18 protein-coding genes and 1 tRNA gene are annotated in these 25,107 nt (G+C 70.6%); 15 read left to right on the plus strand and 4 right to left on the minus strand.

All coding sequences use genetic code 11. From position 1 onward, the window contains the following. Window positions 1–307 precede the first annotated feature (307 nt). The 6 genes from trpC to AB0M08_RS25600 are packed head-to-tail and all read left to right on the plus strand — an operon-like array spanning window position 308 to window position 6,454. The gene (trpC, locus tag AB0M08_RS25575) at window positions 308–1,165 is read left to right on the plus strand and encodes an indole-3-glycerol phosphate synthase TrpC (protein ID WP_364497954.1); all 858 of its coding nucleotides are present in this window, start codon (window positions 308–310) and stop codon (window positions 1,163–1,165) included. Next, window positions 1,162–2,403 carry a tryptophan synthase subunit beta gene (trpB, locus tag AB0M08_RS25580; RefSeq protein WP_364497957.1) on the plus strand — a complete coding sequence of 414 codons (1,242 nt, stop codon included), beginning with the start codon at window positions 1,162–1,164 and terminating at the stop codon, window positions 2,401–2,403. Before trpC ends, trpB begins: the two co-directional genes overlap by 4 nt. Further along, window positions 2,400–3,197 carry a tryptophan synthase subunit alpha gene (gene trpA / locus AB0M08_RS25585; RefSeq protein WP_364497960.1) on the plus strand — a complete coding sequence of 266 codons (798 nt, stop codon included), beginning with the start codon at window positions 2,400–2,402 and terminating at the stop codon, window positions 3,195–3,197. The genes trpB and trpA overlap by 4 nt, the downstream gene beginning before the upstream one ends. After that, on the plus strand, window positions 3,197–3,847 hold the full coding sequence (locus AB0M08_RS25590; RefSeq protein ID WP_364497963.1) for a pyridoxal 5'-phosphate synthase: 651 nt from the start codon (window positions 3,197–3,199) through the stop codon (window positions 3,845–3,847). The genes trpA and AB0M08_RS25590 overlap by 1 nt, the downstream gene beginning before the upstream one ends. Window positions 3,848–3,898: 51 nt before the next feature. Then, on the plus strand, window positions 3,899–5,230 hold the full coding sequence (gene lgt / locus AB0M08_RS25595; RefSeq protein WP_364497965.1) for a prolipoprotein diacylglyceryl transferase: 1,332 nt from the start codon (window positions 3,899–3,901) through the stop codon (window positions 5,228–5,230). A gap of 33 nt (window positions 5,231–5,263) precedes the next feature. Further along, window positions 5,264–6,454, plus strand: coding sequence for an NAD(P)/FAD-dependent oxidoreductase (locus tag AB0M08_RS25600; RefSeq protein ID WP_364497968.1), 1,191 nt, complete (start codon window positions 5,264–5,266; stop codon window positions 6,452–6,454). 286 nt (window positions 6,455–6,740) lie between these two features. On the opposite strand, the gene AB0M08_RS25605 is transcribed toward AB0M08_RS25600, so the two are convergent. Next, entirely contained in the window at window positions 6,741–7,607 is an 867-nt protein-coding gene (locus AB0M08_RS25605) for a GNAT family N-acetyltransferase (protein WP_364497971.1), read from the minus strand. 210 nt (window positions 7,608–7,817) lie between these two features. Here AB0M08_RS25605 and gltB point away from each other — a divergent pair, with 210 nt between their 5' ends. From gltB to AB0M08_RS25625, 4 genes are all read left to right on the plus strand, one after another. Next, window positions 7,818–12,371, plus strand: coding sequence for a glutamate synthase large subunit (gene gltB / locus AB0M08_RS25610; RefSeq protein ID WP_364497974.1), 4,554 nt, complete (start codon window positions 7,818–7,820; stop codon window positions 12,369–12,371). Further along, window positions 12,364–13,836: a glutamate synthase subunit beta gene (locus AB0M08_RS25615; protein WP_364497977.1), complete on the plus strand. Its 1,473-nt coding sequence runs from the start codon at window positions 12,364–12,366 to the stop codon at window positions 13,834–13,836. Before gltB ends, AB0M08_RS25615 begins: the two co-directional genes overlap by 8 nt. Before the next feature lie 279 nt (window positions 13,837–14,115). Then, window positions 14,116–15,555 carry a pyruvate kinase gene (pyk, locus tag AB0M08_RS25620; RefSeq protein WP_364497982.1) on the plus strand — a complete coding sequence of 480 codons (1,440 nt, stop codon included), beginning with the start codon at window positions 14,116–14,118 and terminating at the stop codon, window positions 15,553–15,555. Further along, the gene (locus AB0M08_RS25625; RefSeq protein WP_364497984.1) at window positions 15,552–16,430 is read left to right on the plus strand and encodes an acyl-CoA thioesterase II; all 879 of its coding nucleotides are present in this window, start codon (window positions 15,552–15,554) and stop codon (window positions 16,428–16,430) included. The genes pyk and AB0M08_RS25625 overlap by 4 nt, the downstream gene beginning before the upstream one ends. A gap of 314 nt (window positions 16,431–16,744) precedes the next feature. On the opposite strand, the gene AB0M08_RS25630 is transcribed toward AB0M08_RS25625, so the two are convergent. Then, window positions 16,745–17,764, minus strand: a complete 1,020-nt coding sequence (locus tag AB0M08_RS25630; protein ID WP_364497986.1) for a hypothetical protein — start codon at window positions 17,762–17,764, stop codon at window positions 16,745–16,747. A 75-nt stretch (window positions 17,765–17,839) separates the two neighbouring features. Beyond that, window positions 17,840–17,913: transfer RNA gene (locus AB0M08_RS25635), tRNA-Leu, on the minus strand. Between the two features lie 130 nt (window positions 17,914–18,043). On the opposite strand from AB0M08_RS25635, the gene AB0M08_RS25640 reads away from it, so the two are divergent. The 5 genes from AB0M08_RS25640 (at window position 18,044) to AB0M08_RS25660 (ending at window position 22,880) form a co-directional block, all read left to right on the plus strand. Then, complete coding sequence (locus tag AB0M08_RS25640; RefSeq protein WP_364497989.1) at window positions 18,044–18,658, plus strand: response regulator; 615 nt, start codon at window positions 18,044–18,046, stop codon at window positions 18,656–18,658. 250 nt (window positions 18,659–18,908) lie between these two features. After that, a complete protein-coding gene (locus AB0M08_RS25645) occupies window positions 18,909–20,099 on the plus strand; it encodes a branched-chain amino acid ABC transporter permease (RefSeq protein WP_364497992.1) in 1,191 nt (396 codons plus the stop codon). 10 nt (window positions 20,100–20,109) lie between these two features. Further along, complete coding sequence (locus AB0M08_RS25650) at window positions 20,110–21,099, plus strand: branched-chain amino acid ABC transporter permease (protein WP_364497994.1); 990 nt, start codon at window positions 20,110–20,112, stop codon at window positions 21,097–21,099. Then, window positions 21,089–22,105, plus strand: coding sequence for an ABC transporter ATP-binding protein (locus tag AB0M08_RS25655; RefSeq protein WP_364497997.1), 1,017 nt, complete (start codon window positions 21,089–21,091; stop codon window positions 22,103–22,105). Before AB0M08_RS25650 ends, AB0M08_RS25655 begins: the two co-directional genes overlap by 11 nt. After that, complete coding sequence (locus tag AB0M08_RS25660) at window positions 22,098–22,880, plus strand: ABC transporter ATP-binding protein (protein WP_364497999.1); 783 nt, start codon at window positions 22,098–22,100, stop codon at window positions 22,878–22,880. Before AB0M08_RS25655 ends, AB0M08_RS25660 begins: the two co-directional genes overlap by 8 nt. Before the next feature lie 582 nt (window positions 22,881–23,462). Here AB0M08_RS25660 and AB0M08_RS25665 read toward each other — a convergent pair. Then, on the minus strand, window positions 23,463–24,731 hold the full coding sequence (locus AB0M08_RS25665) for an ABC transporter substrate-binding protein (RefSeq protein WP_364498002.1): 1,269 nt from the start codon (window positions 24,729–24,731) through the stop codon (window positions 23,463–23,465). Window positions 24,732–25,107: the final 376 nt, after the last annotated feature.

Below are 25,107 nucleotides of genomic sequence, written 5' to 3' on the forward strand. Positions count from 1 at the left end.
ATCATCGTCCGGGTGGCGGCGTCGTCGACGCCGTGGACAAGTCTGCCCGAGGCACAGCATGGCCGAGTCGTATTTCCGCACGGTGACGTGACCGTCAACGCGTAGTGGTATCGGCCGATCGGTGGAAGGACCCCTGCTCGCACGGGGAGGATGGGGTCAGCCGCTGTGAGCGAGGTGACAGCCGGACCGGGCAGCCTGGCATTATGCCCCAGTCCACCTCGTGAGGCGCGCCATACCCCCGGGAGGCGGGAGACCGGCCGGACCTCCTAGCATCGGGCCGAAGACACCCGGAGAGGGGAGTCATTACGTGACATCCGATCAGGCGGAAGCGGGCAGTGGCGGACCCGCACGGCCGCAGAACGTTCTCGAAGAGATCCTCGCCGGAGTGCGCGAGGACGTAGCGGCGCGTCAGGCGAAGACGCCGCTGGAGAAGGTGCGTGAACTGGCGGCGGCCGCGCCGCCGGCCATCGACGCGTACGCGGCGTTGCGCAAGCCGGGCGTGGCGGTGATCGCCGAGGTCAAGCGGGCGTCGCCGTCGAAGGGCGCGATCGCCGACATCCCCGACCCGTCCGAGCTGGCCGGGGAGTACGCGGCGGGCGGTGCCCGCTGCATCAGCGTGCTCACCGAGGGCCGCTGGTTCGGCGGTTCGCTGGACGACCTGGTCGCCGTGCGCGCCGCGGTCAAGATCCCGGTGCTCCGCAAGGACTTCGTGGTCTCCAGCTACCAGGTGCACGAGGCCCGGGCGCACGGCGCGGACATGGTGCTGCTGATCGTGGCGGCGCTGGAGCAGAACGCGCTCGTCGGCCTCCTGGAGCGCATCGAGTCGCTGGGCATGACCGCCCTCGTCGAGGTGCACAACGAGGAGGAGGCGGACCGCGCCCTGGAGGCGAACGCGAAGGTGATCGGCGTCAACGCCCGTGACCTGCGCACCCTCGAGGTCGACCGGTCGGTCTTCGAGCGGATCGCCCCGGGGCTGCCGCAGAACGTCGTGAAGATCGCCGAGTCCGGGGTGCGCGGGCCGCACGACCTGATCCGGTACGCCTCGGCGGGTGCCGACGCGGTGCTGGTCGGCGAGGGCCTGGTGACCCAGAAGTCGCCGCGGGACGCCGTCGCCGAGCTGGTCAACGCCGGTAACCACCCGGCGACGCCGAGGCCGGTCCGATGACTGCGCCCACCCTGCCCGACCTGGCCGGGCATTTCGGGCGCTACGGCGGCCGGTTCGTCCCGGAGGCGCTGATCAAGGCGCTGGACGAGCTGGAGGCGGCGTACCGGTCGGCCAAGGCGGACCCCGCGTTCCAGGCGGAGTTCCAGGACCTGCTGCTGAACTACGCGGGTACCCCGTCGCTGCTCTATCCGGCGAGGCGGCTCTCCGCGAAGCTCGGCGCCGAGATCCTGCTCAAGCGGGAGGACCTGAACCACACCGGCGCCCACAAGGTGCGCAACGTGCTGGGACAGGCCCTGCTCGCCAAGCGGATGGGCAAACCGCGGGTGATCGCCGAGACCGGCGCCGGCCAGCACGGTGTGGCCAGCGCGACCGCGGCCGCCCTGCTGGACCTCGAGTGCGTGGTCTACATGGGTGAGATGGACACCGAGCGCCAGGCGCTGAACGTGGCGCGGATGCGGATGCTCGGCGCCACCGTCGTGCCGGTCACCAACGGGTCGCGGACGCTGAAGGACGCGCTGAACGAGGCCCTGCGCGACTGGGTCTCCACCGTGGACTCCACGCACTACCTGCTCGGCACCGCGGCCGGTCCGCACCCGTTCCCGGAGCTGGTCCGGGACTTCGTGGGCGGCATCGGCGTCGAGGCCCGGCAGCAGTGCCTGGACCAGATCGGCCGGCTGCCGGACGCGGTCGCGGCCTGTGTGGGCGGCGGCTCCAACGCGATCGGCATCTTCCACGCGTTCGTCCCGGACGAGGGCGTACGGCTGTACGGCTTCGAGGCGGGCGGCGACGGCGTGGAGACCGGCCGGCACGCGGCGTCGATCACCGGCGGCTCGGTCGGCGTGCTGCACGGCAACCGGACCTACCTGCTGCAGGACGAGGACGGCCAGACCATCGAGTCGCACTCGATCTCGGCCGGCCTGGACTACCCGGGTGTCGGCCCGGAGCACGCCTGGCTGCACGACACCGGGCGGGCCTCCTACGAGCCGGTCACCGACGACGAGGCGATGGCGGCGTTCCAGCTGCTCTGCCGGACCGAGGGGATCATCCCGGCGATCGAGAGCTCGCACGCCCTCGCCGGCGTCGCGAAGATCGCCCCGCGGCTGCGCGAGGAGCTGGGCCGGACCCCGACCATCGTGGTGAACCTGTCCGGGCGCGGCGACAAGGACGTGCACACGGCGGGCGCGTACTTCGGGATCCTGGACCAGGTCGAGGCCGTCGTCCCCGGGGAGAACACGTGAGTATCGCGGACACCTTCGCGAAGGCGAAGGCGGAGAACCGGTCGGTGCTGGTCGGCTGCATGCCGGCCGGCTTCCCGACGGTCGACCACAGCATCGAGCAGATGATCGCGATGCACGAGGCCGGCTGTGACGTGATCGAGGTCGAGCTGCCCTACTCCGACCCGGTGATGGACGGCCCGGTGATCCAGAAGGCGAGCGACATCGCGCTCGCCGCCGGGGTCCGTACCCGGGACACCCTGAAGATCATCGAGGCGGTGGCCTCCGCGGGGGCCACGGTCGTGCTGATGACCTACTGGAACCCGATCGAGAAGTACGGCGTCGACGCGTTCGCCCGCGACCTCGCCGCGGCCGGGGCCACCGGGCTGATCACGCCCGACCTGATCCCGGACGAGGCCGCCGAGTGGATCGAGGCGTCGGAGCGGCACCGGATCGACCGGACCTTCCTGGTCGCGCCGAGCTCCACCGACGAGCGGCTCGCGATGACCCTCGCCAACTGCCGGGGCTTCGTGTACGCGACCGCGCTGATGGGCGTCACCGGTGCCCGTACTGCGGTCTCCTCGCAGGCGCCCGAGCTGGTCGAACGGATCCGCAAGGCCGACCCGTCGATCCCGATCGGTGTCGGGCTGGGCGTCGGCACCGGCGCGCAGGCCGCCGAGGTGGCCTCCTTCGCCGACGGCGTGATCGTGGGCAGCGCCCTGATCCGCTGCGTGCTGGAGGCGCCCGACCGGTCCACCGGGCTGGACCGACTGCGCGCGCTCAGCGCCGAACTCGCCGAGGGCGTCCGGCAGCGCTGATGAGCATCCGTGGGCTGACGCGCGGCCTCCCGGTCCTCGCCGGCGAGCTACCGCGCTTCGATCCCACGGATGCCCCGGCCACGCCGCACGAGCTCTTCCTGACCTGGTTCGCCGAGGCCGTCGCGGCGGGTGTCCGCGAGCCGCACGTGATGAGCCTGGCCACGGTCGACGCGGACGGCCTGCCGGACCAGCGGGTGCTGATGCTGACGGAGGCGGACGGTCGCGGCTGGTGGTTCGCCACCGACCGGACCAGCGAGAAGGGCCGTCAGCTGGCCGCGAACCCGGTCGCCTCGCTCGGTTTCCACTGGCGCGAGCAGGGGCGCCAGGTACGGATCCGCGGTGTGGTGCGAGCGGAGACCGCGGAGTTCTCGGCCGCCGAGTTCCTGGCCCGCTCCGACGCCTCCCGGATCAATTCGCTGGCCAGCCCGCAGAGCGCCGTCCTGGGCGATCCCGAGGACCTCGAACGGGCACTCCTGAAGGCCGCCGAGACGCTCCGCGAGCACCCGGAGGCGGTCGCGCCCGGCCACACGGTCTACCTGGTCGAGCCGGTCGGCGCCGAGTTCTGGCAGGGCGACGCGTCCCGCCGGCACGTGCGCCTGCGGTACCGCCGCGACGGCGCCGGATGGATCCGGGAACGCCTCTGGCCCTGAGGGCCAACCTGGGCATTGCGAACTCGCCCGGCGACGGTAGCGTGTGCACCCGTGAACTTCGCCCTCATCCCCAGCCCCACCACTTCGGTGTGGCACCTGGGTCCGTTCCCGATCCGTGCGTACGCGCTCTGCATCATCGCCGGCATGGTGGCGGCCACCCTCCTGATGGAGCAACGGCTGCGTCACCGGGGAGTGGCGCCGTGGGTGTCGCTGGACATCGTGGTGTGGGCGGTGCCGTCCGGCATCATCGGCGCCCGGATCTACCACCTGATCACCTCACCGCAGGACTACTTCGGCGCGGGTGGTGAGCCGATCCGCGCCTTCTACATCTGGGAGGGCGGCCTCGGCATCTGGGGCGCGGTAGCCGGCGGCGCGGTGGGCGCGTGGATCGCGGCCCGGCAGATCGGACTGCCGCTGAGCGTCTTCGCCGACGCCCTGGCCCCGGCGCTCCCGGTGGCCCAGGCGATCGGCCGGTTCGGCAACTGGTTCAACAACGAGCTGTACGGCAAGGTCACCACGCTGCCCTGGGGTCTCCAGGTGCACGAGATGGACTCGTCCAACCCGGGCCACGCCACGATGATCGACGGCGAGCCGGTGACCCGCCCGGACCTGTACCACCCGACCTTCCTCTACGAGGCGATCTGGGACCTCGGCGCGGCCGGGCTGGTCTGGGCGCTGGACCGGAAGTTCAAGTTCGGCAAGGGGCGGGCGTTCGCGCTGTACATCATGGCGTACACGGCGGGCCGCACCTGGATCGAGATGCTCCGCACCGACGAGGCGAACCACTTCTTCGGCATCCGGCTCAACGTCTTCACCGCGATCATCCTGTTCGTGGCCTCGGCGATCTACTTCGTCGTGGTCCGCGGCCCCCGGGAGTACGTGGTCCCGGTCGACGCGCCGGAGACCGCGCCGGAGCCGGCGGCCGAGAGCGACGTGTCGAAGGTCGACGTGACCGGCGGCGAGGAGACCGGGCGGGCGATGCCGACGGCGTACCAGGTGGTCAGCGAGAAACAGTTCCTGGACTACCAGCGCACCGGCATCCTGGCCCCGGTGGCCGCCGCGGCACCCGCCGTCGTCGAACCCCCGGCGGTCGTGGAGACGCCTGCCGTCGAGGAGGAGACCGAGCCCGAGGCCGAGCCGGTGACGGCCGAGCCCGAGGCCGCGCCTGAGCCCGAGCCGGTGGCGGCTGTGGAGGAGACCGCGCCGGTGGAGACCGAGCCGGTGGAGACCGAGGCCGAGCCGGAGAAGTCGGAGAACACGGCGAAGGCCGAGGAGAAGGCCGAGGAGAAGGCCGAGGCCGGAGAGAGCGTGACCACGCCGGCCGGTGCCGAGGGCGACGCCGCCGAGCAGGCCGGTGCCGTCCGGCCGTCCGACGAGCGCTGACGCGAGGGCCCGGGACGGGGAGGCGGGCGGATCATGCGGACAGCCATAGTCGTCGGCGCCGGGATGGCCGGACTGGCCGCGGCGGGCGGGCTGGCACGGACCGGCTGGCGGGTGACGCTGCTGGAACGCGCCGAGCGGATCGTCGCGCCGCCCACCGCGGTGGTGCTCTGGCCGAACGGCCGTCGCGCGCTCGACTCGCTCGACCCGGACGGCGGCTGGTCGGCGATCGCCTCACCGCTGCCCGACGGTGGCATCCGCCGCCCGGACGGCCAGTGGCTGGTCGCGCCCCGGACGCGGTCCGGCGGTAACGGCCCGGTCCCGGCCGTGGTGCACCTGGAGGATCTGTACGACGCGTTGGTCGCGGGCCTCGGCGACACCGAGGTCCGCACCGGCTTCGAGGCGGCCACCGTCCGCACCGGCGCCCGCCGGCGTCCCGCGGTCAGCGACGGCCGTACCGTGCTGGAGGCCGATCTGCTGGTCGCGGCGGACGGCATCGACAGCCGGATCCGCGCCGCGCTGGCACCCGAGGCAGCGCCGGTGAGCTCCGGGTTCGCGGCCTGGCAGGCGGTGATCCCCGGCTACCGGGTACCGGATCTCTCCGCGGAGGCGGCGCTCGGCGGCGAGACGCTCGGCGCCGGGTACCGCTTCGTCTCCATCCCACTCGGCCCGCACGCGGCGGGCAAGGGCGGCGTCTACTGGGTGGCTACCGCCGCCGGTGCCGCCCGGCCCGAGCCGCCGGCCACCCAGCTCGCCCTGCTGCGGCGCTGGTTCGACGGCTGGCACGAGCCGGTCGGCGAGCTGCTCGCGGTGACCCGGCCCGAGGAGCTGGTCCCGCAGGGCGTCCGTGAGCTGCGGCCGCTGCCCCGGAGCTTCGGGTTCCCGTCCGGTCCGGGTGGCGTGGTGCTGCTCGGCGACGCGGCGCACGCCATGCCGCACCATCTCGGTCAGGGCGCCTGCCTGGCCTTCGAGGACGCGGCGACGCTCCGTGCGCTGATGGCCGGCGCGGCGCCGGGTGACGCGCTGACCGCGGCGGTCGAGACCTACAGCCGGACCCGGCACCCGCGGACGACCAGCGTGGTGCGGCAGAACCGGCGGATGTCGGCGGTGGTGCAGGCCCGTGGGCGGCTGGCGTTGCGGGCCCGGGACGCGGCGCTCAACCACATGCGCCCGCGGATGCTCGGCCGCACCCTGGACCCGGTCTCGGATTGGACACCGCCGGAGTAGGGACGGCGGGGAAAGAGAGCCGTGTGACGAAGACGGGTGAGTAAGAAATGCCACGGCCGAGCGAATACGCGTGCACGTTCAGTGTGCGAAATCGGTCTGGTCGGGGATCCGTGATCGTTCTTCACGGTGATTTCACCCGTTCGATACACGTGACTACCCCGTGCGGAGGGCCTACTCCACTAGCCGAGGGCCCCGATTCGGTAATGGATGCTCGGCGAAGAGCTCCTTACCGCGTACCATAATCTGGGAAGTGTGAGCAGATCGCGCCGCAGGCGGCGGACGCCTCTCAGAGGGTCGCGGCCGGTTCGGCGATGCACGCGGTGCCCACCCGGCGGAACCCGACACGGGTGTAGAGGCGCGCCACATCGTCGTCTCCGGCGGAGAGGAAGACCAGGTGGGCGCCCCTGGCCAGGACCCGGCGGGCGAGCGTCGCGGTGAGCTGGGAGGCGTAACCCCGGCGCCGGGCCGAGGGGAGCGTGGCCACCCCGGCGATCTCGGCGACGTCCCCGGCGCGCTGACTGGTCCCCGCCGCCAGCACGCCCGCCTCCGGCGATGCCGCGATCAGCGTCTCGTAGTCGCCGGACGTGAGCTGCCGCCGGGCCGCCTCCAGGTCCGGCCCGGCGATGCCCGGCGCGGTCGCGGCATCCCGCTCGGTGGGGCCAGCCACGTCGATGACCAGGGCGGATTCCATCGGGGAGGCGTACGCGGGCGCGGCGAACCCGAGCCGGGCGACGGCGCGGGCGGCGGCCAGGTCGGCGGCGAACGTGGGGCCGGTGGGATCGACGGGACGGATGGCGGCGTCCGGGATCGGCAACTCCGGGAGGAGCGCGGCGGGATCGAGGGTCAGCAGCGGCGCGAGCAGCACCTCGAGGCCGGCCGACCGGGCCACCGCGAGCAGGTCCGGGCTGTTCTCGTGCACCCACTCGAACGCCTCGGGAACGCCCAGCTCACGCTGCCGTCTGCGGGTCTCGATCAGATCCGCGGCGGTCGGCGTGGGTGAACCGGGCCGGGGGCGGGCATAGTAGGGCCAACCCTCGCCCTCGCGAATGAAGAGCACCAGCGAACCGATCTCCTCGGTCCGTGACCACCGGCGGGGCAAAGTGTCGTAGAACCGTTCGAGCCGGTCGAAGAGGTCAAAATCCGCTCGCGCCATCGCGCGAGACTACCGGGCACCGTCTCGGCTGTGCTATTCAGTTCGTCCACGCGAAGCCGAGTCCGACGTGACAGTGAGTGGCCCCGTAGCCAGGTGTGATCAATCCGCACCTGGCGGAGATCGGTGTCTCTTAACGTAGACTCAAGAGACTTTGCAGGGCCGACGTCGTCCCGACCTTGAAATGAAACACCAGAGACGACAGGAGGCCCGGTGGCATATCCGCACCCCCAGGGGTTGTACGACCCGGCGTACGAACGTGACGCCTGCGGCGTGGCCTTTGTCGCCGACATTCACGGCCGTCGAAGCCACGACGTGGTGGCGAAGGGCCTGTCGGCACTGATCCGGCTGGATCACCGGGGCGCGCGTGGCGCCGAGCAGAACACCGGCGACGGCGCCGGGATCATGATTCAGGTCCCGGACGAGTTCTACCGCGCCGTCACCGGCTTCGAGCTGCCCGCGGCGGGCCACTACGCGACCGGTCTGGTCTTCCTGCCGACCGACGAGGACGAGGCCGCCCGCGCGGTCAAGGTCTTCGAGAAGTACGCCCTCGTCGAGGGTGGCGAGGTGCTCGGCTGGCGCGACGTCCCGGTGAACCCGGCGGACCTCGGCGCCACCGCGGAGGACGCCCGTCCCGCGGTCCGCCAGGTGTTCCTGGCCGCGCACCGCCTCGTGGACTCCCCGGCCGGACCGGCCGGCGAGCAGCTCTCCGGCCTCGAGCTGGACCGGGTGGCGTTCTGCATCCGCAAGCAGGCGGAGCGGGAGACGTCGCAGCGCGGCGTCCCGGCCTACTTCCCCTCGCTCTCCTCGCGGACCATCACCTTCAAGGGCATGCTCACCCCGGAGCAGCTGCCGGAGTTCTTCCCTGACCTGACCGACGAGCGCGTGAGCAGCGCGATCGCCCTGGTGCACTCCCGCTTCTCGACGAACACCTTCCCGTCGTGGCCGCTGGCGCACCCGTACCGGATGATCGCCCACAACGGCGAGATCAACACCATCCGCGGCAACAAGAACTGGATGGCCGCCCGCGAGGCGCTGCTGCAGTCGCCGAACATCCCCGGCAACATCAAGCGGCTCTTCCCGATCAACTCGCCGGAGGCGTCCGACTCGGCGAGCTTCGACGAGGTCCTCGAACTGCTGCACATGGCGGGCCGCAGCCTGCCGCACGCGGTGCTGATGATGATCCCGGAGGCGTGGGAGAACGACCCGGGCATGGACCCGGCGCGGCGTGCCTTCTACCGCTTCCACGCCAGCATGATGGAGCCGTGGGACGGGCCGGCCGCGGTCGCGTTCACCGACGGCACCCTGATCGGCGCGGTGCTGGACCGCAACGGCCTGCGCCCCGGCCGCTGGTGGCAGACCGAGGACGGCCTGGTCGTGCTCGGCTCCGAGGCCGGCGTGATCGACTTCGAGCCGGGCCGGATCGTCGCCAAGGGCCGCCTGCAGCCGGGCAAGATGTTCCTGGTCGACACGGCCGCCGGGCGGATCGCGCACGACGCCGAGATCAAGGCCGAGCTGGCCGCCGCCGAGCCGTACGCGGACTGGCTGCACGCCGGGCTGATCGAGCTGGCCGACCTGCCCCCGCGCGAGCACGTGATCTACACGCACGACTCGGTGACGCGCCGCCAGCAGGTGTTCGGGTACTCCGAGGAGGAGCTGAAGATCCTGGTGGCGCCGATGGCGCGGACCGGTGCCGAGCCGCTCGGCTCGATGGGCACGGACACCCCGATCTCGCCGCTCTCCACCCGCCCGCGGCTGCTCTTCGACTACTTCCACCAGCTGTTCGCGCAGGTCACCAACCCGCCGCTGGACGCCATCCGGGAGGAGATGGTCACCAGCCTGGCCGCCACCATCGGCCCGGAGGGCAACCTGCTCAAGCCGGGTCCGGCGAGCTGCCGGCAGATCGTGCTGCCGTACCCGGTGATCGACAACGACGAGCTGGCCAAGCTGCTCTCCATCGACGACGACGGCGACCTGCCCGGCTTCAAGGCGGTCCGGGTCTCCGGCCTCTACCCGCTGCGGGACGGCGCGGCCGGTATCAAGGCCCGGCTCACCCAGATCTGCCGGCACGTCTCGGAGGCGATCGAGGACGGCGTACGCATCCTCGTGCTGTCCGACCGCGACTCCAACGCGAACCTGGCGCCGATCCCGTCGCTGCTGCTCACCGCCGCGGTGCACCAGCACCTGGTCCGGGAGCAGACGCGGACCCAGGTCGCGCTGATCGTCGAGGCCGGGGACTGCCGCGAGGTGCACCACGCCGCGACGCTGATCGGTTTCGGCGCGGCGGCGGTCAACCCGTACCTCGCGTTCGAGAGCGTGGACGACCTGATCGCGACCGGCCCGCTCACCGGGCTCGACCCGCACAAGGCGGTCCGCAACTACGTCAAGGCGCTCGGCAAGGGCGTCCTGAAGATCATGTCGAAGATGGGCATCTCGACCGTCTCCTCGTACTGCGGCGCGCAGGTGTTCGAGGCCGTCGGCCTGGACAACAAGCTGCTCCAGCGCTACTTCGCGGGCACCTCGGGGCGGATCGGCGGCGTCGGTCTCGACGGGATCCACGCCGAGGTCAAGGCGCGGCACGAGAAGGCGTACCCGGCGAACCAGGCCGAGCGGGCGCACCGCCGGCTCGAGGTCGGCGGCGAGTACCAGTGGCGCCGCGAGGGCGAGATCCACCTCTTCAACCCGGAGACCGTCTTCCTGCTGCAGCACGCCACCCGCAGCAAGCAGTACGACGTCTTCAAGCGGTACACCAGCAAGGTCGACGAGCTGGCCGGCGCGGCGGGCTCGCTGCGCGGCCTGTTCCGCTTCACCCCCGACCGCGAGCCGATCCCCCTCGACGAGGTGGAGCCGGCGAGCGAGATCGTCAAGCGGTTCGCCACCGGCGCGATGAGCTACGGCTCGATCTCCGCCGAGTCGCACGAGACGCTGGCCATCGCGATGAACCGTCTCGGCGGCAAGTCGAACACCGGCGAGGGCGGCGAGGACGTGGAGCGGCTGTACGACCCGGAGCGCCGCTCCGCGGTCAAGCAGATCGCCTCCGGCCGCTTCGGCGTGACCAGCGAATACCTGGTCAACGCGGACGACCTGCAGATCAAGATGGCGCAGGGCGCGAAGCCCGGCGAGGGCGGCCAGCTGCCCGGCAACAAGGTGTGGCCGTGGATCGCCAAGACCCGGCACGCCACCCCGGGCGTCGGCCTGATCTCCCCGCCGCCGCACCACGACATCTACTCGATCGAGGACCTCGCGCAGCTGGTCCACGACCTGAAGATGGTCAACCCGGCCTCCCGGGTGCACGTCAAGCTGGTCTCCGAGATCGGCGTCGGCACGGTGGCGGCGGGCGTCGCCAAGCTCAAGGCCGACGTCATCCTGATCTCCGGCCACGACGGCGGCACCGGCGCGTCCCCGCTGAACTCGCTCAAGCACGCCGGCACCCCGTGGGAGCTGGGCCTGGCCGAGGCGCAGCAGACGCTGCTGCTCAACAAGCTCCGGGACCGGGTCACCGTGCAGGTCGACGGCCAGCTCAAGACCGGCCGGGACGTGGTCATCGCGGCCCTGCTCGGTGCCGAGGAGTTCGGCTTCGCCACCGCGCCGCTGATCGTCTCGGGCTGCGTGATGATGCGCGTCTGTCACCTGGACACCTGCCCGGTCGGTATCGCCACCCAGAACCCGGTGCTGCGCGAGCGCTTCACCGGCCGCCCGGAGTTCGTGGAGAACTTCTTCCTCTTCCTCGCCGAGGAGGTCCGCGAGCTCCTCGCCGAGCTGGGCTTCCGCACCATCGAGGAGGCGATCGGCCACGCCGAGATCCTCGACGTGGCGGCGGCGGTGGACCACTGGAAGGCCAAGGGCCTCGACCTTGCCCCGGTGCTCTACGTCCCCGAGCTGCCCGAGGGCGCGTCCCGGCGCGGCGTGGTGGCGCAGGACCACGGCCTGCACCTGGCGCTCGACAACGAGCTGATCGCGCTTGCTCAGCCGGCCCTGACCGAGGGCGTCCCGGTCCGCGGCGAGCTGCGCACCCGCAACGACCAGCGCAGCGTCGGCGCGATGCTGGGCGGCGAGGTGAGCCGGCGGTACGGCGGCAACGGCCTGCCCGACGACACCATCTCCTTCACCCTGCGGGGTACGGGTGGCCAGTCGTTCGGCGCGTTCCTGCCGCGCGGTGTGACCCTGCGGCTGATCGGCGACACCAACGACTACGTCGCGAAGGGCCTCTCCGGCGGGCGGGTGATCGTCCGCCCGGCCGAGGACGCGCCGTTCGTCGCCGAGGAGAACATCATCGCCGGCAACACCATCCTGTACGGCGCGACCGGCGGCGAGGTCTTCCTGCGTGGCCGGGCCGGCGAGCGGTTCGCGGTCCGCAACTCGGGCGGCGCGGCCGTCGTCGAGGGCGTCGGTGACCACGGCTGCGAGTACATGACCGGTGGCACCGTGGTGGTGCTCGGCCCGACCGGGCGCAACTTCGCGGCCGGCATGAGCGGCGGCAAGGCGTTCCTGCTCGACCTGGACACCTCGCTGGTCAACCCGGAGCTGGTCGACCTCGCGCCGCTCACCGAAGAGGAGCGCGAGCAGCTGCGCACCCTGGTGGAGAAGCACCACGCCGAGACCGACTCGGCGGTGGCCGGCCGCCTGCTGAAGGACTGGCCGCACGCGGTGGAGCAGTTCACCGCCGTGGTACCGCGCGACTACAAGCGCGTGATGGAGCTGATCAGGACCGCCGAAGCCGCCGGTCGCAATGTCGACGAGGCGGTCATGGGGGTTACCAGTGCCTGACCCGAACGGTTTCCTTCGCTACGAGCGGCAGCTGCCGAAGCGGCGTCCGGTCCCGGTGCGGATCATGGACTGGAAAGAGGTCTACCCGCCCGCGGGCGAGGAGCTGATCCGCGACCAGGCCACCCGCTGCATGGACTGCGGCATCCCGTTCTGCCACGACGGCTGCCCGCTCGGCAACCGGATCCCGGACTGGAACGACCTGGTCCGGACCGGTGCGTGGTCGGCGGCCGCCGAGGCGCTGCACGCGACGAACAACTTCCCGGAGTTCACCGGGCGGCTCTGCCCGGCGCCGTGCGAGGCGGCCTGCGTGCTCGGCATCGGCGACGACCCGGTGACCATCAAGCAGGTCGAGGTGGAGATCGCCAACCACGCCTTCGACCTGGGCTTCGTTCGTCCGCAACCGGCCCCGGCGTCGTCCGGGAAGTCGGTCGCGGTGGTCGGTTCCGGTCCGGCCGGCCTGGCGGCCGCACAGCAGCTGGCGCGGGCCGGGCACGCGGTCACCGTCTACGAGCGCGACGATCGGATCGGTGGCCTTCTCCGGTACGGCATCCCCGACTTCAAGATCGAGAAGCACGTCATCGACGCCCGCCTCGAGCAGATGGCCGCCGAGGGCGTGGTCTTCCAGACCGGCGTGAACGTGGGCGCCGACATCACCGCCGACGACCTGCGCGAGCGGTACGACGCGGTGCTGCTCGCGGCCGGCGCGCTGGCCGGCCGGGACACCCCGGAGACCCCGGGCCGGGAGCTCAACGGCGTGCACCTGGCCATGGAGCACCTGGTCCCGGCGAACCGGATCGTCGCCGGCCTGCAGGAGAGCACGCCGATCGACGCCAAGGGCAAGCACGTCATCATCATCGGCGGCGGTGACACCGGTGCCGACTGCCTCGGTGTCGCGCACCGCCAGGGCGCCGCCTCGGTGACCCAGCTGGACCAGTACCCGCTCCCCCCGGACATCCGGGCCGGGCTCAAGGACCCGTGGCCGACCTGGCCGATGATCCTGCGCAACTACGCGGCCCACGAGGAGGGCGGCGACCGCGTCTTCGGCGTGGCCGTGCAGGAGTTCGTCGGCGACGGCGATGGGAACCTGGTCTCCATCCGGCTCGCCGAGGTCCAGGTGCAGCGGGTCGACGGCGTCCGGACGGTCACCGCGGTGCCCGGCTCCGAGCGGGAGATCCCGGCCGACCTGGTCCTGCTCGCGATCGGCTTCGAGGGCACCGAGGACCAGCCGCTGCTCGCCCAGTTCGGCATCGCCCGCAACGAGCGCAACGTGCTGGACGCGGACGCGACCTGGCAGACCGGTGCCGAGGGCGTCTTCGTCGCCGGCGACATGCACAAGGGCGCGTCCCTGGTGGTCTGGGCGATCGCCGAGGGCCGGGCCGCGGCCTCCGCGATCCACGACTACCTGGGCGCGGCGGGCGAGCTCCCGGCGCCGGTCCGTTCGGACCAGATGCCTCTTTCGGTGTAATTCCACGGAATCGGCCGACAGGCCCGTCACCCGTCCGGGTGGCGGGCCTGTGTCGTGCACCGAGCGTGACTCTTGGTGGCCTTTTCACAGGTAGCAGGGCTCGGTGACCGTACGATGAAGGGGCCGGAAGGCGACCGATAAGCTGGCCTCGCGGTCGCTGAAGCCCGCGGACGACGCAGCGCACCCGTTCTTTCCGGGTTGATCTCGCCGTCGACACCCGCAGTTCATGCCGATGACCGGGGTCGGCCGCCGGGCCGCCCCAGGAGAAGGACTAGCCTGATGGCCGTGACACGCCGCGTAAAGATCGTCTGCACGATGGGCCCCGCCACCAAGTCACCTGAGCGGATGCTCGGTCTTGTTGAGGCGGGCATGGACGTGGCCCGGATGAACTTCAGCCACGACACCCGGGAGAACCACAAGGAGATGTACGAGCTGGTCCGCTCCGCCGCGGAGCAGACCGGCCGTGCCGTCGCCATCCTCGCCGACCTGCAGGGTCCGAAGATCCGCCTCGGGAAGTTCGCCGACGGCCCGCACCGCTGGGAGACCGGTGACCGCGTGGTCATCACCAGCGACGAGATCCTCGGCACCAAGGACCGGGTCTCCTGCACGTACACGAAGCTGCCGCTGGAGGTCAAGGCCGGTGACCGGCTCCTGATCGACGACGGCAAGGTCGCGGTCGAGGTGACCGGCGTCGTGGACAGCAAGGACATCCAGTGCCTGGTCACCGAGGGTGGCCCGGTCAGCAACAACAAGGGTGTCTCGCTGCCGAACGTCGCGGTCAGCGTGCCCGCGATGAGCGAGAAGGACGAGCTGGACCTGCGGTTCGCGCTCAACCTCGGCGTCGACCTGGTCGCGCTCTCGTTCGTCCGCTCGCCGGAGGACATCAAGCTCGTCCACCAGGTGATGGACGAGGAGGGCCGCCGCGTCCCGGTCATCGCCAAGGTGGAGAAGCCGGAGGCGGTCGAGCACCTCGAGGCGATCGTGCTGGCCTTCGACGGCGTCATGGTCGCCCGCGGTGACCTCGGCGTCGAGCTCCCGCTGGACCAGGTCCCGCTGGTGCAGAAGCGCGCCGTGCAGCTCTGCCGGGAGAACGCGAAGCCGGTCATCGTCGCGACCCAGATGCTCGACTCCATGATCGAGAACTCGCGCCCGACCCGCGCCGAGGCCTCCGACGTCGCGAACGCGGTGCTCGACGGCACCGACGCGGTGATGCTCTCCGGCGAGACCTCGGTCGGTAAGTACCCGGTGCTCACCGTCAGCACGATGGCCAAGATCGTCTCCACCACCGAGGCCGGTCAGCTCGGCGTGCCGCGCATGCAGCACGACCCGCGGACCCACGGTGGCGCGCTGACCGTCGCCGCCTCGCAGATCGCCCGCAACATCGGTGCCAAGGCGCTGGTCGCCTTCTCGCAGACCGGTGACACCGTGCGCCGTCTCGCCCGGCTGCACTGCGACCTGCCGCTCTACGCGTTCACCCCGGTCGACGCGGTGCGCAACACGATGGCGGTCAGCTGGGGCGTCGAGACGTTCCTGACCGATTTCGTCGAGCACACCGACGACATGTTCCGCCAGGTGGACGCCAAGATGCTCGGCCTCGGCCTGGCCAAGCCCGGCGACTACGTGGTGGTCGTGGCCGGCTCCCCGCCGAACGCGCCCGGCTCCACCAACACCCTGCGCGTCCACCAGCTCGGCTCCCTCGTGGACCCGTCCTCGGTATGACGGTTCCGCTACAGGGGCAGGCCGCCGTCGACCAGCTCCTCGACGTCCTCGACCTGGCGCAGGTCGACGAGGCCACCTTTGTCGGCGAGAGCCCGCAGACCGGTGCCCAGCGTGTGTTCGGCGGCCAGGTCGCCGGGCAGGCGCTGGTCGCCGCGGGCCGGACGGTCGATCCGGCCCGCCAGGTCCACTCCCTGCACGGCTATTTCGTCAGGGCGGGCGATCCGACCGAGCCGATCACCTTCTCGGTGGAGACGATCAGAGACGGAAGATCTTTCTCGGTACGCCGATCGACCGCCAAGCAGCACGGCAAGACGATCTTCTTCATGTCCGCCTCCTTCCAGGTGCTCGAGGAGGGTCTGGACCACCATGGGCCGGCGCCCACCGGGGTGCCCGGCCCGGAGGAGGTGCCGACCATGCGGGACTGGGTGGCGAAGTACCCGAGCCGCCGGAGCGTGCTCAACGCCAGCCCGCAGGCGGTCGACGTGCGCTATGTCGGTCAGCCGGGCTGGGTGCCGCCCGGCGACCGGGACGCCGAGGCGAAGCAGCGCGTCTGGATGCGGGTGGACGGCAAGCTGCCGGACGATCCGCTGATCCACGCGTGCGCGCTGACCTACGCGTCGGACCTGTCCCTGCTCGACTCGGTGCTGTCGTACCACGGCGAGGTCTGGGGACCGGGCGGGGTGATCGGGGCGAGCCTGGACCACGCGCTCTGGTTCCACCGCACGTTCCGGGCCGACGAGTGGTTCCTGTACGACAGCGCCAGCCCGTCGGCGAGCCGTGCCCGGGGCCTGGCGAACGGGCGGATGTTCACCCGCGACGGCCGGCACATCGCCAGCGCCGTCCAGGAGGGCCTGCTCCGCCGCGTCGGCGCCTGAGCACCCTGCCGCTCCGCAGCCTGCCGCCCGCCCCGCGGGCCGCCCCGCCCCGCTGCGTGGTGCCGCTCCCCGTGTCGCCTGTCTGCCGCAGCCTCCCCGCCGTGTGCCGCTCCCCGCGCCGCCCTGCCTGCCGCGTGCCGCTCATCGCGCCGCCTGCCTGTCGGCCCGCACTCGCGCTGGCTTGCCGTTTGTGGCTTTCGCGAGGCCGGAATCTCGTTTCCGGCCTCGCGAGGAGCCCCGTCGGCGGCGGATCTCCGGCCTGGCGACCGGCCGGTCGTTCGTGATCTGCCACCGGCGGGGCCGGGGACAAGCTCTTACCGCCCCTGTCTCTCCTCGTCCACCACGCCTGCCAGCGTGTCCGGGACAGGCGAGATTTCGGATTTGTCGGTCGAGAGCGCGCCGACCGAAGGAGTGCCGGCCGGGTGCCGTGCCCCCTCGATGCCGGCGACGCTCAGCGCCGCGGGTGCGCTCAGCGCCGAGGGGACGCCGGCCGGTGCCCGCGGCCCCTCGATGCCGGCCTCGCTCAGCATCGAGTCCAGCTCCGCCGTGGTGCGGACCACCCGCTCGTGGAAGCTCTCCATCCCGGTATCCGATGGCCCGGTGCCCGATGGCCCGGTATCCGATGGCCCGGTGCCGAGTGGCCCGGTGCCCAGTGGCACGGTGCCCAACGGTGTCTCCCGGGCCCGGTGCCGCGCCCGGGTCGCCGGGGCCTTCTCGTAATCGGTCATCCCGGCCGAGTATCCGGTCAGCCCCGCGGCCCGCTCCGGCGGCAGCTCCAGGACGTCCTTCGCCTTGACCGGCATCTCGCGCAGACGCAGCGCGGTCACCAGATCCGCTACGCCCCGCATCACCCCGAGGGCACCCAAGGTCACTGTCAGTGATCGGGCGGTCTGCTGGATCGGCGACGCCGCGAAGAAGCCGAGTCCGGCCTCCGCCACGCCGATCCACATGATCAGGCTCCACACCCGGTCCGAGCCGCGGGTCAGAATCCCGACAGCGACGTCGACCGCGCCGCGGACCAGGAGGTACCAGCCGATCAGCGAGGCGGGTGTGGTCCAGGTGGAGTAGCCGTCGGCGAGCAGGGCCAGGCCGGTGAGCGTGAAGAGCCCGGCCAGCCCGGCGTTGAGCCACCAGGTCCGCAGCCCGGCGAGCGCCCGCAGACCCTCGCAGACGGCGCCGAACAGGACGATCGGGGCGGCCACGGTGGCCAGGCTCGACGGTTCCAGCCGCAGGACGCTCCAGCCGATCACCAGCCAGGCCGCCGCCGCGAACATCAGGAACGCCCACATGCTGCCGCGTGCGACGGTCAGTGGCGACGAACCGGACCACAACATGGGGCCTCCCGCTGGTGCTGTCCTTGCCATGACAGCACCACGGGCAGTCCCCGACGGGCGGTTCGCGTATTTCGGTGTCCCCGGTGGGATTCGAACCCACACTGAATGGATTTTGAGTCCATCGACTCTGCCGGTTGGTCTACGGGGACAGTACTGCAGGCCGCACCGATGGTTGCGGTGATGCCGAGTCAGCGAGGGACAGCCTACCTACTACGCTGAAGAGGGCGACACCCAGATACCGGGGTGTCGCGAGGGCAAAGGGTGGGGAGAAGAGGTTCCGTGGCCGACACGCAGGCTGGTGCCGAGCGCAAGCGGGTGCTGATCGCCGAGGACGAGGCCCTGATCCGGCTGGATCTCGCCGAGATGCTCGTCGAGGAGGGCTACGACGTCGTCGGCGAGGCGGGCGACGGGGAGACCGCCGTACGCCTGGCCGAGGAGCTGAAGCCGGACCTGGTGATCCTGGACATCAAGATGCCGATCATGGATGGCCTGGCGGCCGCCGAGCGGATCGCCGGCGGGCGGATCGCGCCTGTCGTCATTCTGACCGCTTTCAGCCAGCGCGACCTCGTCGAGCGGGCCCGCGCGGCCGGCGCGATGGCGTACCTGGTGAAGCCGTTCCAGAAGTCCGACCTGGTGCCGGCGGTCGAGATCGCGCTGTCCCGTTACTCGGAGATCTCCGCGCTGGAGTCCGAGGTCGCGGGGCTCACCGAGCGGCTGGAGACCCGCAAGTCGGTGGAGCGCGCCAAGGGCGAGCTGATGACGAAGTACTCGATGACCGAGCCCCAGGCGTTCAAGTGGATCCAGCGTACGGCGATGGACCACCGGATGACGATGCGCGAGGTCGCCGACCGCATCCTCAAGGAGTCGGAGGACGAGAGCCCCTCGGCCGAGTGATCCACCGTTCCCGGATTGGCTCTTGATCAGAGATTGAGCCTCAGTAACGGCTTTGTTACGGGTCGCTGCACGATCGCTCCGCGCAGCTATGATCCCCGCCAGTCTTCGCGACACGTCTGGCGGGGATTTCTGCTGCTAAACACGAGGAGCATCGTTGCGTAGAGCCGTGATCATCTTCACGGCCGTTCTCGGATTTGTGTTGACATCCCTGGGCTTAGGCGCCACAAGCGCTCTGGCCGAGGGTGAGACGTTGCAGGGCACTTTGAGCAACGCCGGCCAGCCAGTGGCGGGCGTTGTCATCAAGGTCGCCGACGAGAGCGGCACTCCGGTCGACCAGGCGACCTCCGGGGCGGACGGCAAATGGTCCGTAGCGGTCAAGGGTCCCGGGACCTACAAGGTCGACCTGGATACGACGACGCTTCCGCAGGGGGTCGTGGTCACGACCGGCCGGTCCAGTCTGACCCTGGCGGTGTTCGAGGGCGCGGCACGCAACGTGCTGTTCCCGCTCGGCGCCGCCGCCGGTACGGGCGAGGCCGAGAAACCGGCCGAGGGGACGTCCACTACGGACCGGGTCATCGATCTGGTCTACACCGGAATCCACTTCGGGCTCATCATCGCGCTGGCCGCCCTCGGCCTGTCGCTGATCTTCGGCACCATGGGGCTGACCAACTTCGCCCACGGTGAGCTGATCACGTTCGGGGCGCTCGGCTGCTTCCTGTTCAACGTGACGCTCGGCCTGCCGCTGGTCGTCTCGGCGATCCTGTCGGTGATCCTCGGCGGCGCGTTCGGGTGGTTCCAGGACCGGGTGTTCTGGGGCTGGCTGCGTAACCGCCGGACCGGCCTGATCGGCATGATGATCATCTCGATCGGTGCCGCGCTGGTCCTCCGCTACGTCTTCCTCTTCACCTTCCGTGGTGACACCAAGCAGTACGCGGAGTACGTGGCCCAGCCCGGCATGGACCTCGGGTTCATCCAGGTGGCCCCGAAGAACCTGGTGATGGACGGGATCGCGATCGTCGTCCTGATCCTGGTCTCGCTGGCGCTGACCATGACCCGGCTCGGCAAGGCCACCCGCGCGGTCGCGACCAACCCGTCGCTCGCCGCCGCCTCCGGCATCAGCGTCGACGCGATCATCCGGCTGGTCTGGACGATCGGCGGGGCGCTCGCCGCGCTCTCCGGTGTCATGCTGGGTCTGTTCCAGGGCGTGAACTACCAGATGGGCTTCCAGATCCTGCTGCTGGTCTTCGCCGCGGTCACCCTGGGCGGCCTCGGCACGGCGTTCGGCGCGCTGGTCGGCAGCCTGGTGGTCGGCCTGGCCACCCAGCTCTCCACGCTCTGGATCCCGACCGAGCTCAAGAACGTCGGCGCCCTGGTGGTGCTGATCGTGATCATCCTGTTCCGGCCGCAGGGCATCCTGGGCCGCCGCGAGCGGATCGGCTGAGGGGGGCCCGATGAACTGGGACATCATCTTCGGCGTCTCGATCGAGGCGCTGTTCAACACCACGATGATCGCGTACGCACTCGCCGCGATCGGCCTCAACGTCCATTTCGGCTACACCGGCCTGCTGAACTTCGGCCAGTCGGCGTTCCTCGGCGTGGCGGCGTACGGCCTGGCGATGACGGTGGCCACCTTCGGCCTCTCCTTCTGGCTCGGCATCGGGGTCGGCCTGGTCGGCGCGGTGATCCTCGCGCTGCTGCTGGGCATCCCGACACTGCGCCTGCGGGCCGACTACCTCGCCATCGTCACGATCGCGGCGGCGGAGATCGTCCGGTTGCTCTTCCGGTCGGTCTCGCTCAGCGAGTGGACCGGTGGTTCGGACGGCCTCCAGGCGTTCTCCGACGACTTCTACGCGCTGAACCCGTACACCGGGCCGATGAACCTCGGCATCGTGAGCTTCGACAACCGCGAGCTCTGGGTGATGACCGTCGGCTGGGCGCTCATCGCGATCTCGCTGCTGATCGTCTTCCTGGCGATGCGCAGCCCGTGGGGCCGGGTCATCAAGGCCATCCGGGAGGACGAGGACGCGGTCCGCAGCCTCGGCAAGAACGTGGTGTCGTACAAGATGCAGTCGCTGATCCTCGGCGGTGTGCTGGGCTCGCTGGGCGGCTTCGTCTTCGCCCTGAGCCGCGCGGCGGTGCAGCCGGACACCTACGGCACCGAGTTCACGTTCTACATGTACACGATCGTGATCCTGGGCGGCGCGGCCCGGGTCTTCGGCCCGGTCGTCGGGTCGATGATCTTCTGGTTCCTGCTGGCGTTCATCAACGCGCTGCTGCCGTCCCTGATCAGCCAGGGCTACATCCCGACCTGGCTGATGGACGCGAACCAGGCCGGCGCGGTCGGCTACATCCTGGTCGGCCTCGGCCTGGTGCTCCTGCTGATCTTCCGTCCGCAGGGCATCTTCGGTGACAAGAAGGAGGTCATGCTCGATGGCCGATGACACCACCGCCGCGCCTCCCGGTGCCGCTGCCGCTGCTGTTCCGCCCGGTGTCGCCAAGGCGCGCGAGGCCCTCAAGGACGTGCCGCACGAGCCCGGCGCCAAGAAGCAGGACCCGATCCTGGTTGCCGACGGCGTGGTCCGCCGCTTCGGTGGGCTCACCGCCGTCGACGTCGACCACGTCGAGATCCAGCGGGGCGCGATCACCGCGCTGATCGGCCCGAACGGCGCCGGCAAGACCACCTTCTTCAACCTGCTGACCGGCTTCGACCGGCCCGACGAGGGCAAGTGGGAGTTCGACGGCAAGCCGCTCGCCGGCGTACCGGCCCACAAGGTCGCGCGCCAGGGCATGGTCCGCACGTTCCAGCTCACCAAGGCGCTCTCCCGGCTCTCGGTGATCGACAACATGCGGCTGGGCGGCACCGGCCAGCGCGGCGAGAAGTTCTGGCAGTCGCTGATCCCCGCCCTCTGGTCCGGCCAGGAGAAGGAGATCACCGAGCGGGCCGACGACCTGCTCGCCCGGTTCAAGCTGGACGCCAAGCGTGAGGACTTCGCCGGCAGCCTCTCCGGCGGCCAGCGCAAGCTGCTGGAGATGGCCCGGGCGCTGATGGTCCAGCCCGACATGGTCATGCTGGACGAGCCGATGGCGGGCGTGAACCCGGCGCTGACCCAGTCGCTGCTGGGCCACGTCAAGAGCCTGCGCGAGGACGGGATGACCGTCCTCTTCGTCGAGCACGACATGGACATGGTCCGCGACATCAGCGACTGGGTGATCGTGATGGGCCAGGGCAAGGTGATCGCCGAGGGCACCCCGGACACGGTGATGGCCGACCCGCGGGTGATCGACGCGTACCTGGGCGCCCACCACGACGGCACCGAGCACGACGCCACCGCGGTCGCCGACGAGGTCACGCCGGATTCGGATTCGCAGCAGTCGGATTCGCCGACGTCGCCGAAGTCGGATTCGCGGGATTCGGAATCGCAGGAGGAGGTGGCCGACGATGAGTGAGGCCGAGTCGAGCAACGTGGTCGAGGGGCGCGACGAGCACCTCACGGCCGCCGAGGGCGCACTGGTCCGGGTGGACGACGTGCTCGCCGGCTACCTGCCCGGCGTCAACATCCTCAACGGCTGCGACCTGTACGCCAAGGAGGGCGAGCTGGTCGGCATCATCGGCCCCAACGGCGCCGGTAAGTCGACCCTGCTCAAGGCCCTCTTCGGCCTGGTCAACATCCGCTCCGGCGAGGTGACCCTGCGCGGCGAGAAGATCACCAACCTGAAGGCGAACAAGCTGGTCGCCAAGGGGATCGGCTTCGTACCGCAGACCAACAACGTCTTCGGCACGCTCACCATCGAGGAGAACCTCGAGATGGGCGTCTTCCTCGCGCCGAAGCGCTTCAAGGAGCGCTTCGACTTCGTGGCGGAGCTCTTCCCGGCCCTGGGCCAGCGCCGCAAGCAGCGCGCCGGTTCGCTCTCCGGCGGCGAGCGGCAGATGGTGGCGATGGGCCGGGCGCTGATGATGGAGCCGAGCGTCCTGCTCCTCGACGAGCCGTCCGCGGGCCTCTCGCCGGCCATGCAGGACGAGGTCTTCTTCCGGACGAAGCAGATCAACCAGACCGGCGTCACGGTCATCATGGTCGAGCAGAACGCCCGCCGCTGCCTGCAGATCTGCGACCGCGGCTACGTCCTCGACCAGGGCCGCAACGCGTACACGGCGTCCGGCCGCGACCTGATGCACGACCCGAAGGTGATCGAGCTCTACCTGGGCACCCTGGCCCGCGCCTGACCCGATCAGGAACGGCCACGGTGTCCCGCCTACCAGGTGATCGATAACGGCCACCGTGTCTGCACCTGATCATTGAGGCGGCTCTACCGTCGAGGCCCTGGACTTCGGTCCGGGGCCTCGAATCTTTTACGGTACGGGTCTCCGGCCGTCCGCCACGCTCAAAAGGCGGCCTCCCGTCCGGCGCGCGACCCCCTGCCCACTCACCCCATTGCCGCACCCCCGACCACGGCCGGGGCGGTGGGTGCTCACGGTCGTGATCGGCGGGACGGTAGGAGCTCACGATCGGGGCTGGCGGGGCGGTGGGTGCTCACGGTCGTGGTCGGTGGGGCGGTGCGGGCTCGCGATCATGGGCAGGCGAGGGCGGCGGGGATCCACATTCGCGTCGTGAGCGCGGCGACAGCCCCCGGGAGGGCGGTGGAGGCACCCGAAGCCTGATCGTGTGCTGCTGTCGCCCCGGGGACGGTGCCGGGGGCGTGGGGCTCGGCTCGGGGTGGTGCGGGTGGTGGGCGTACCGGGAAAGGGCGAAGGCCCGACCGGGTGGTCGGGCCTTCACTGAAAAGGGGGTGCCGGAGGCTGGTGGGGTCAGCCGTCGATCTTGCCGGACTGGTAGCCGACGTTGGTGTACTTGTTGTCGGCGCCGTACTGGTAGATGCCGATGGTGGCCTCGGAGGGGTCACCGGCGTCGTTCCACTCGACCGGGCCGCTCTTGCCGTCGTAGTCGATGTCCTTGCCGGCGTTGAGCAGGTCGGCGCAGGCCTTGAACTCGGTGCACTTCTCGCCGCCCTTGCTGACCGCGGCGAGCTGCTTGACGTAGTCGCCGGGGGCGTCGCTCTTGGCGGCGATGGCGGCCAGGGCGGTGAGGACCGTGGCGTCGTAGGACTCGGCCGCGTAGGTGAAGTCCTTCAGGGACGGGTCGACCGTCTTCAGCGCGGTCTGGAAGGCGTCGTCGGCCTTCGCGCCCGGCGTGGTGCCCTTGGCGGTCTCGAAGGTGCCCTTCGGGAACTCGTCACCGTAGTTGGAGAGGTTGCCGTCCACGAAGTACCACTTCTTGGTCTTCGCGGTGAGGCCGACCTCGACCAGCTTGGGGACGATCTTCTTGGTCTCGTCGAAGCCGATCATGACGATCGCGGACGGGTTGGCCGCCTTGATCTTGCCGACCTCGGCGGAGAAGTCGGCCGCCTTCGGGTCGTAGACCTCCTGGGCGACGACCTGGCCGCCGCCGGACTCGACCGCGGACTTGACGCTGGCCGCGAGGCCGGTGCCGTACGCGTCCTGCATGACCAGCAGGCCGACGGTCGCGTTGCCGTCGGCGACGATCAGGTCACCGAGGACGCGGCCCTGCAGCTTGTCCGGCGGGGCGGTCCGGAAGTACAGACCCTTGTCGTTGTAGGTGGTGAACTGGTCCGAGGTGTTGGCCGGCGAGATCTGCACGACGCCCGCGCCGGTGATCTTGTCGATCACGGAGAGCGAGACGGAGGAGGACGCGGCGCCGATGACGACGTCGGCCTTCTCGGCGAGCAGCTTGTTCACGGACTGGCTGGCGATGTCGGTGGAGGTGTCACCGGAGTCGGTGTCGGTCTCCACGACGTCCTTGCCCAGGACGCCGCCGGCCGCGTTGATGTCCTTGACGGCGAGCTTCACGCCGGCGAACTCCGGCGGGCCGAGGAAGGCGAGCGAACCGGTCTGCGGCAGCAGCGTGCCGATCGTCAGCACGCCGTCGCCGACGGCGGAGGTGGCGGCCGAGGACGAACCCGCCTCCGGCTCGTCACTGCTGTTCGAGCATGCGGCCAGAGCAAGGCTAGCGGCACCCAGCACGGCGACACCGCGCCATGCGAAGTTGCGGCGGATCATCAGTTCTCCTTTGTCCAGCGCAATGGGAACGGGGTGACGTCCCACTGCCGTCTGATGGAGGCAACTTAATGAGCCGGACGGCCCGGCGATAGGTTCGGAGCTCGGCTGCAACAGGACAGTTGCGTAGTCGTAACCTCACCCATCGGTCTGACTGTTCGCGGGTGTCCCGCCATCGGGTGACCGGCCGGTGCCAGGGGGATTGTCAGACCCGCCGACTAGACGAGTGATGACTGGGGTCACCTGCGTGGACGTGGGTGGTTGCTGAGTGAACAGATGAGGGTCTCCAAGATCGACGTTGCTGAGCAACGATGACCGGGAGGCCATGTGCACGTCGATTTGGAGACCCTCGCGACCGCACTCTACGTGAAGATCGACG

This window comes from Actinoplanes sp. NPDC051851 (assembly GCF_040681165.1).
GTDB lineage: Bacteria > Actinomycetota > Actinomycetes > Mycobacteriales > Micromonosporaceae > Actinoplanes.

Bases quoted from the DNA above. Each gene is read 5' to 3' on its own strand.
- pyk (WP_364497982.1), top strand. From the start codon at position 14,116: ATGGCCGTGACACGCCGCGTAAAGATCGTCTGCACGATGGGCCCCGCC.
- AB0M08_RS25665 (WP_364498002.1), bottom strand. From the start codon at position 24,731: ATGATCCGCCGCAACTTCGCATGGCGCGGTGTCGCCGTGCTGGGTGCC.
- AB0M08_RS25655 (WP_364497997.1), top strand. From the start codon at position 21,089: ATGGCCGATGACACCACCGCCGCGCCTCCCGGTGCCGCTGCCGCTGCT.
- AB0M08_RS25600 (WP_364497968.1), top strand. From the start codon at position 5,264: ATGCGGACAGCCATAGTCGTCGGCGCCGGGATGGCCGGACTGGCCGCG.
- AB0M08_RS25625 (WP_364497984.1), top strand. From the start codon at position 15,552: ATGACGGTTCCGCTACAGGGGCAGGCCGCCGTCGACCAGCTCCTCGAC.
- AB0M08_RS25605 (WP_364497971.1), bottom strand. From the start codon at position 7,607: ATGGCGCGAGCGGATTTTGACCTCTTCGACCGGCTCGAACGGTTCTAC.
- trpB (WP_364497957.1), top strand. From the start codon at position 1,162: ATGACTGCGCCCACCCTGCCCGACCTGGCCGGGCATTTCGGGCGCTAC.
- AB0M08_RS25660 (WP_364497999.1), top strand. From the start codon at position 22,098: ATGAGTGAGGCCGAGTCGAGCAACGTGGTCGAGGGGCGCGACGAGCAC.
- AB0M08_RS25650 (WP_364497994.1), top strand. From the start codon at position 20,110: ATGAACTGGGACATCATCTTCGGCGTCTCGATCGAGGCGCTGTTCAAC.
- AB0M08_RS25630 (WP_364497986.1), bottom strand. From the start codon at position 17,764: ATGTTGTGGTCCGGTTCGTCGCCACTGACCGTCGCACGCGGCAGCATG.
- AB0M08_RS25590 (WP_364497963.1), top strand. From the start codon at position 3,197: ATGAGCATCCGTGGGCTGACGCGCGGCCTCCCGGTCCTCGCCGGCGAG.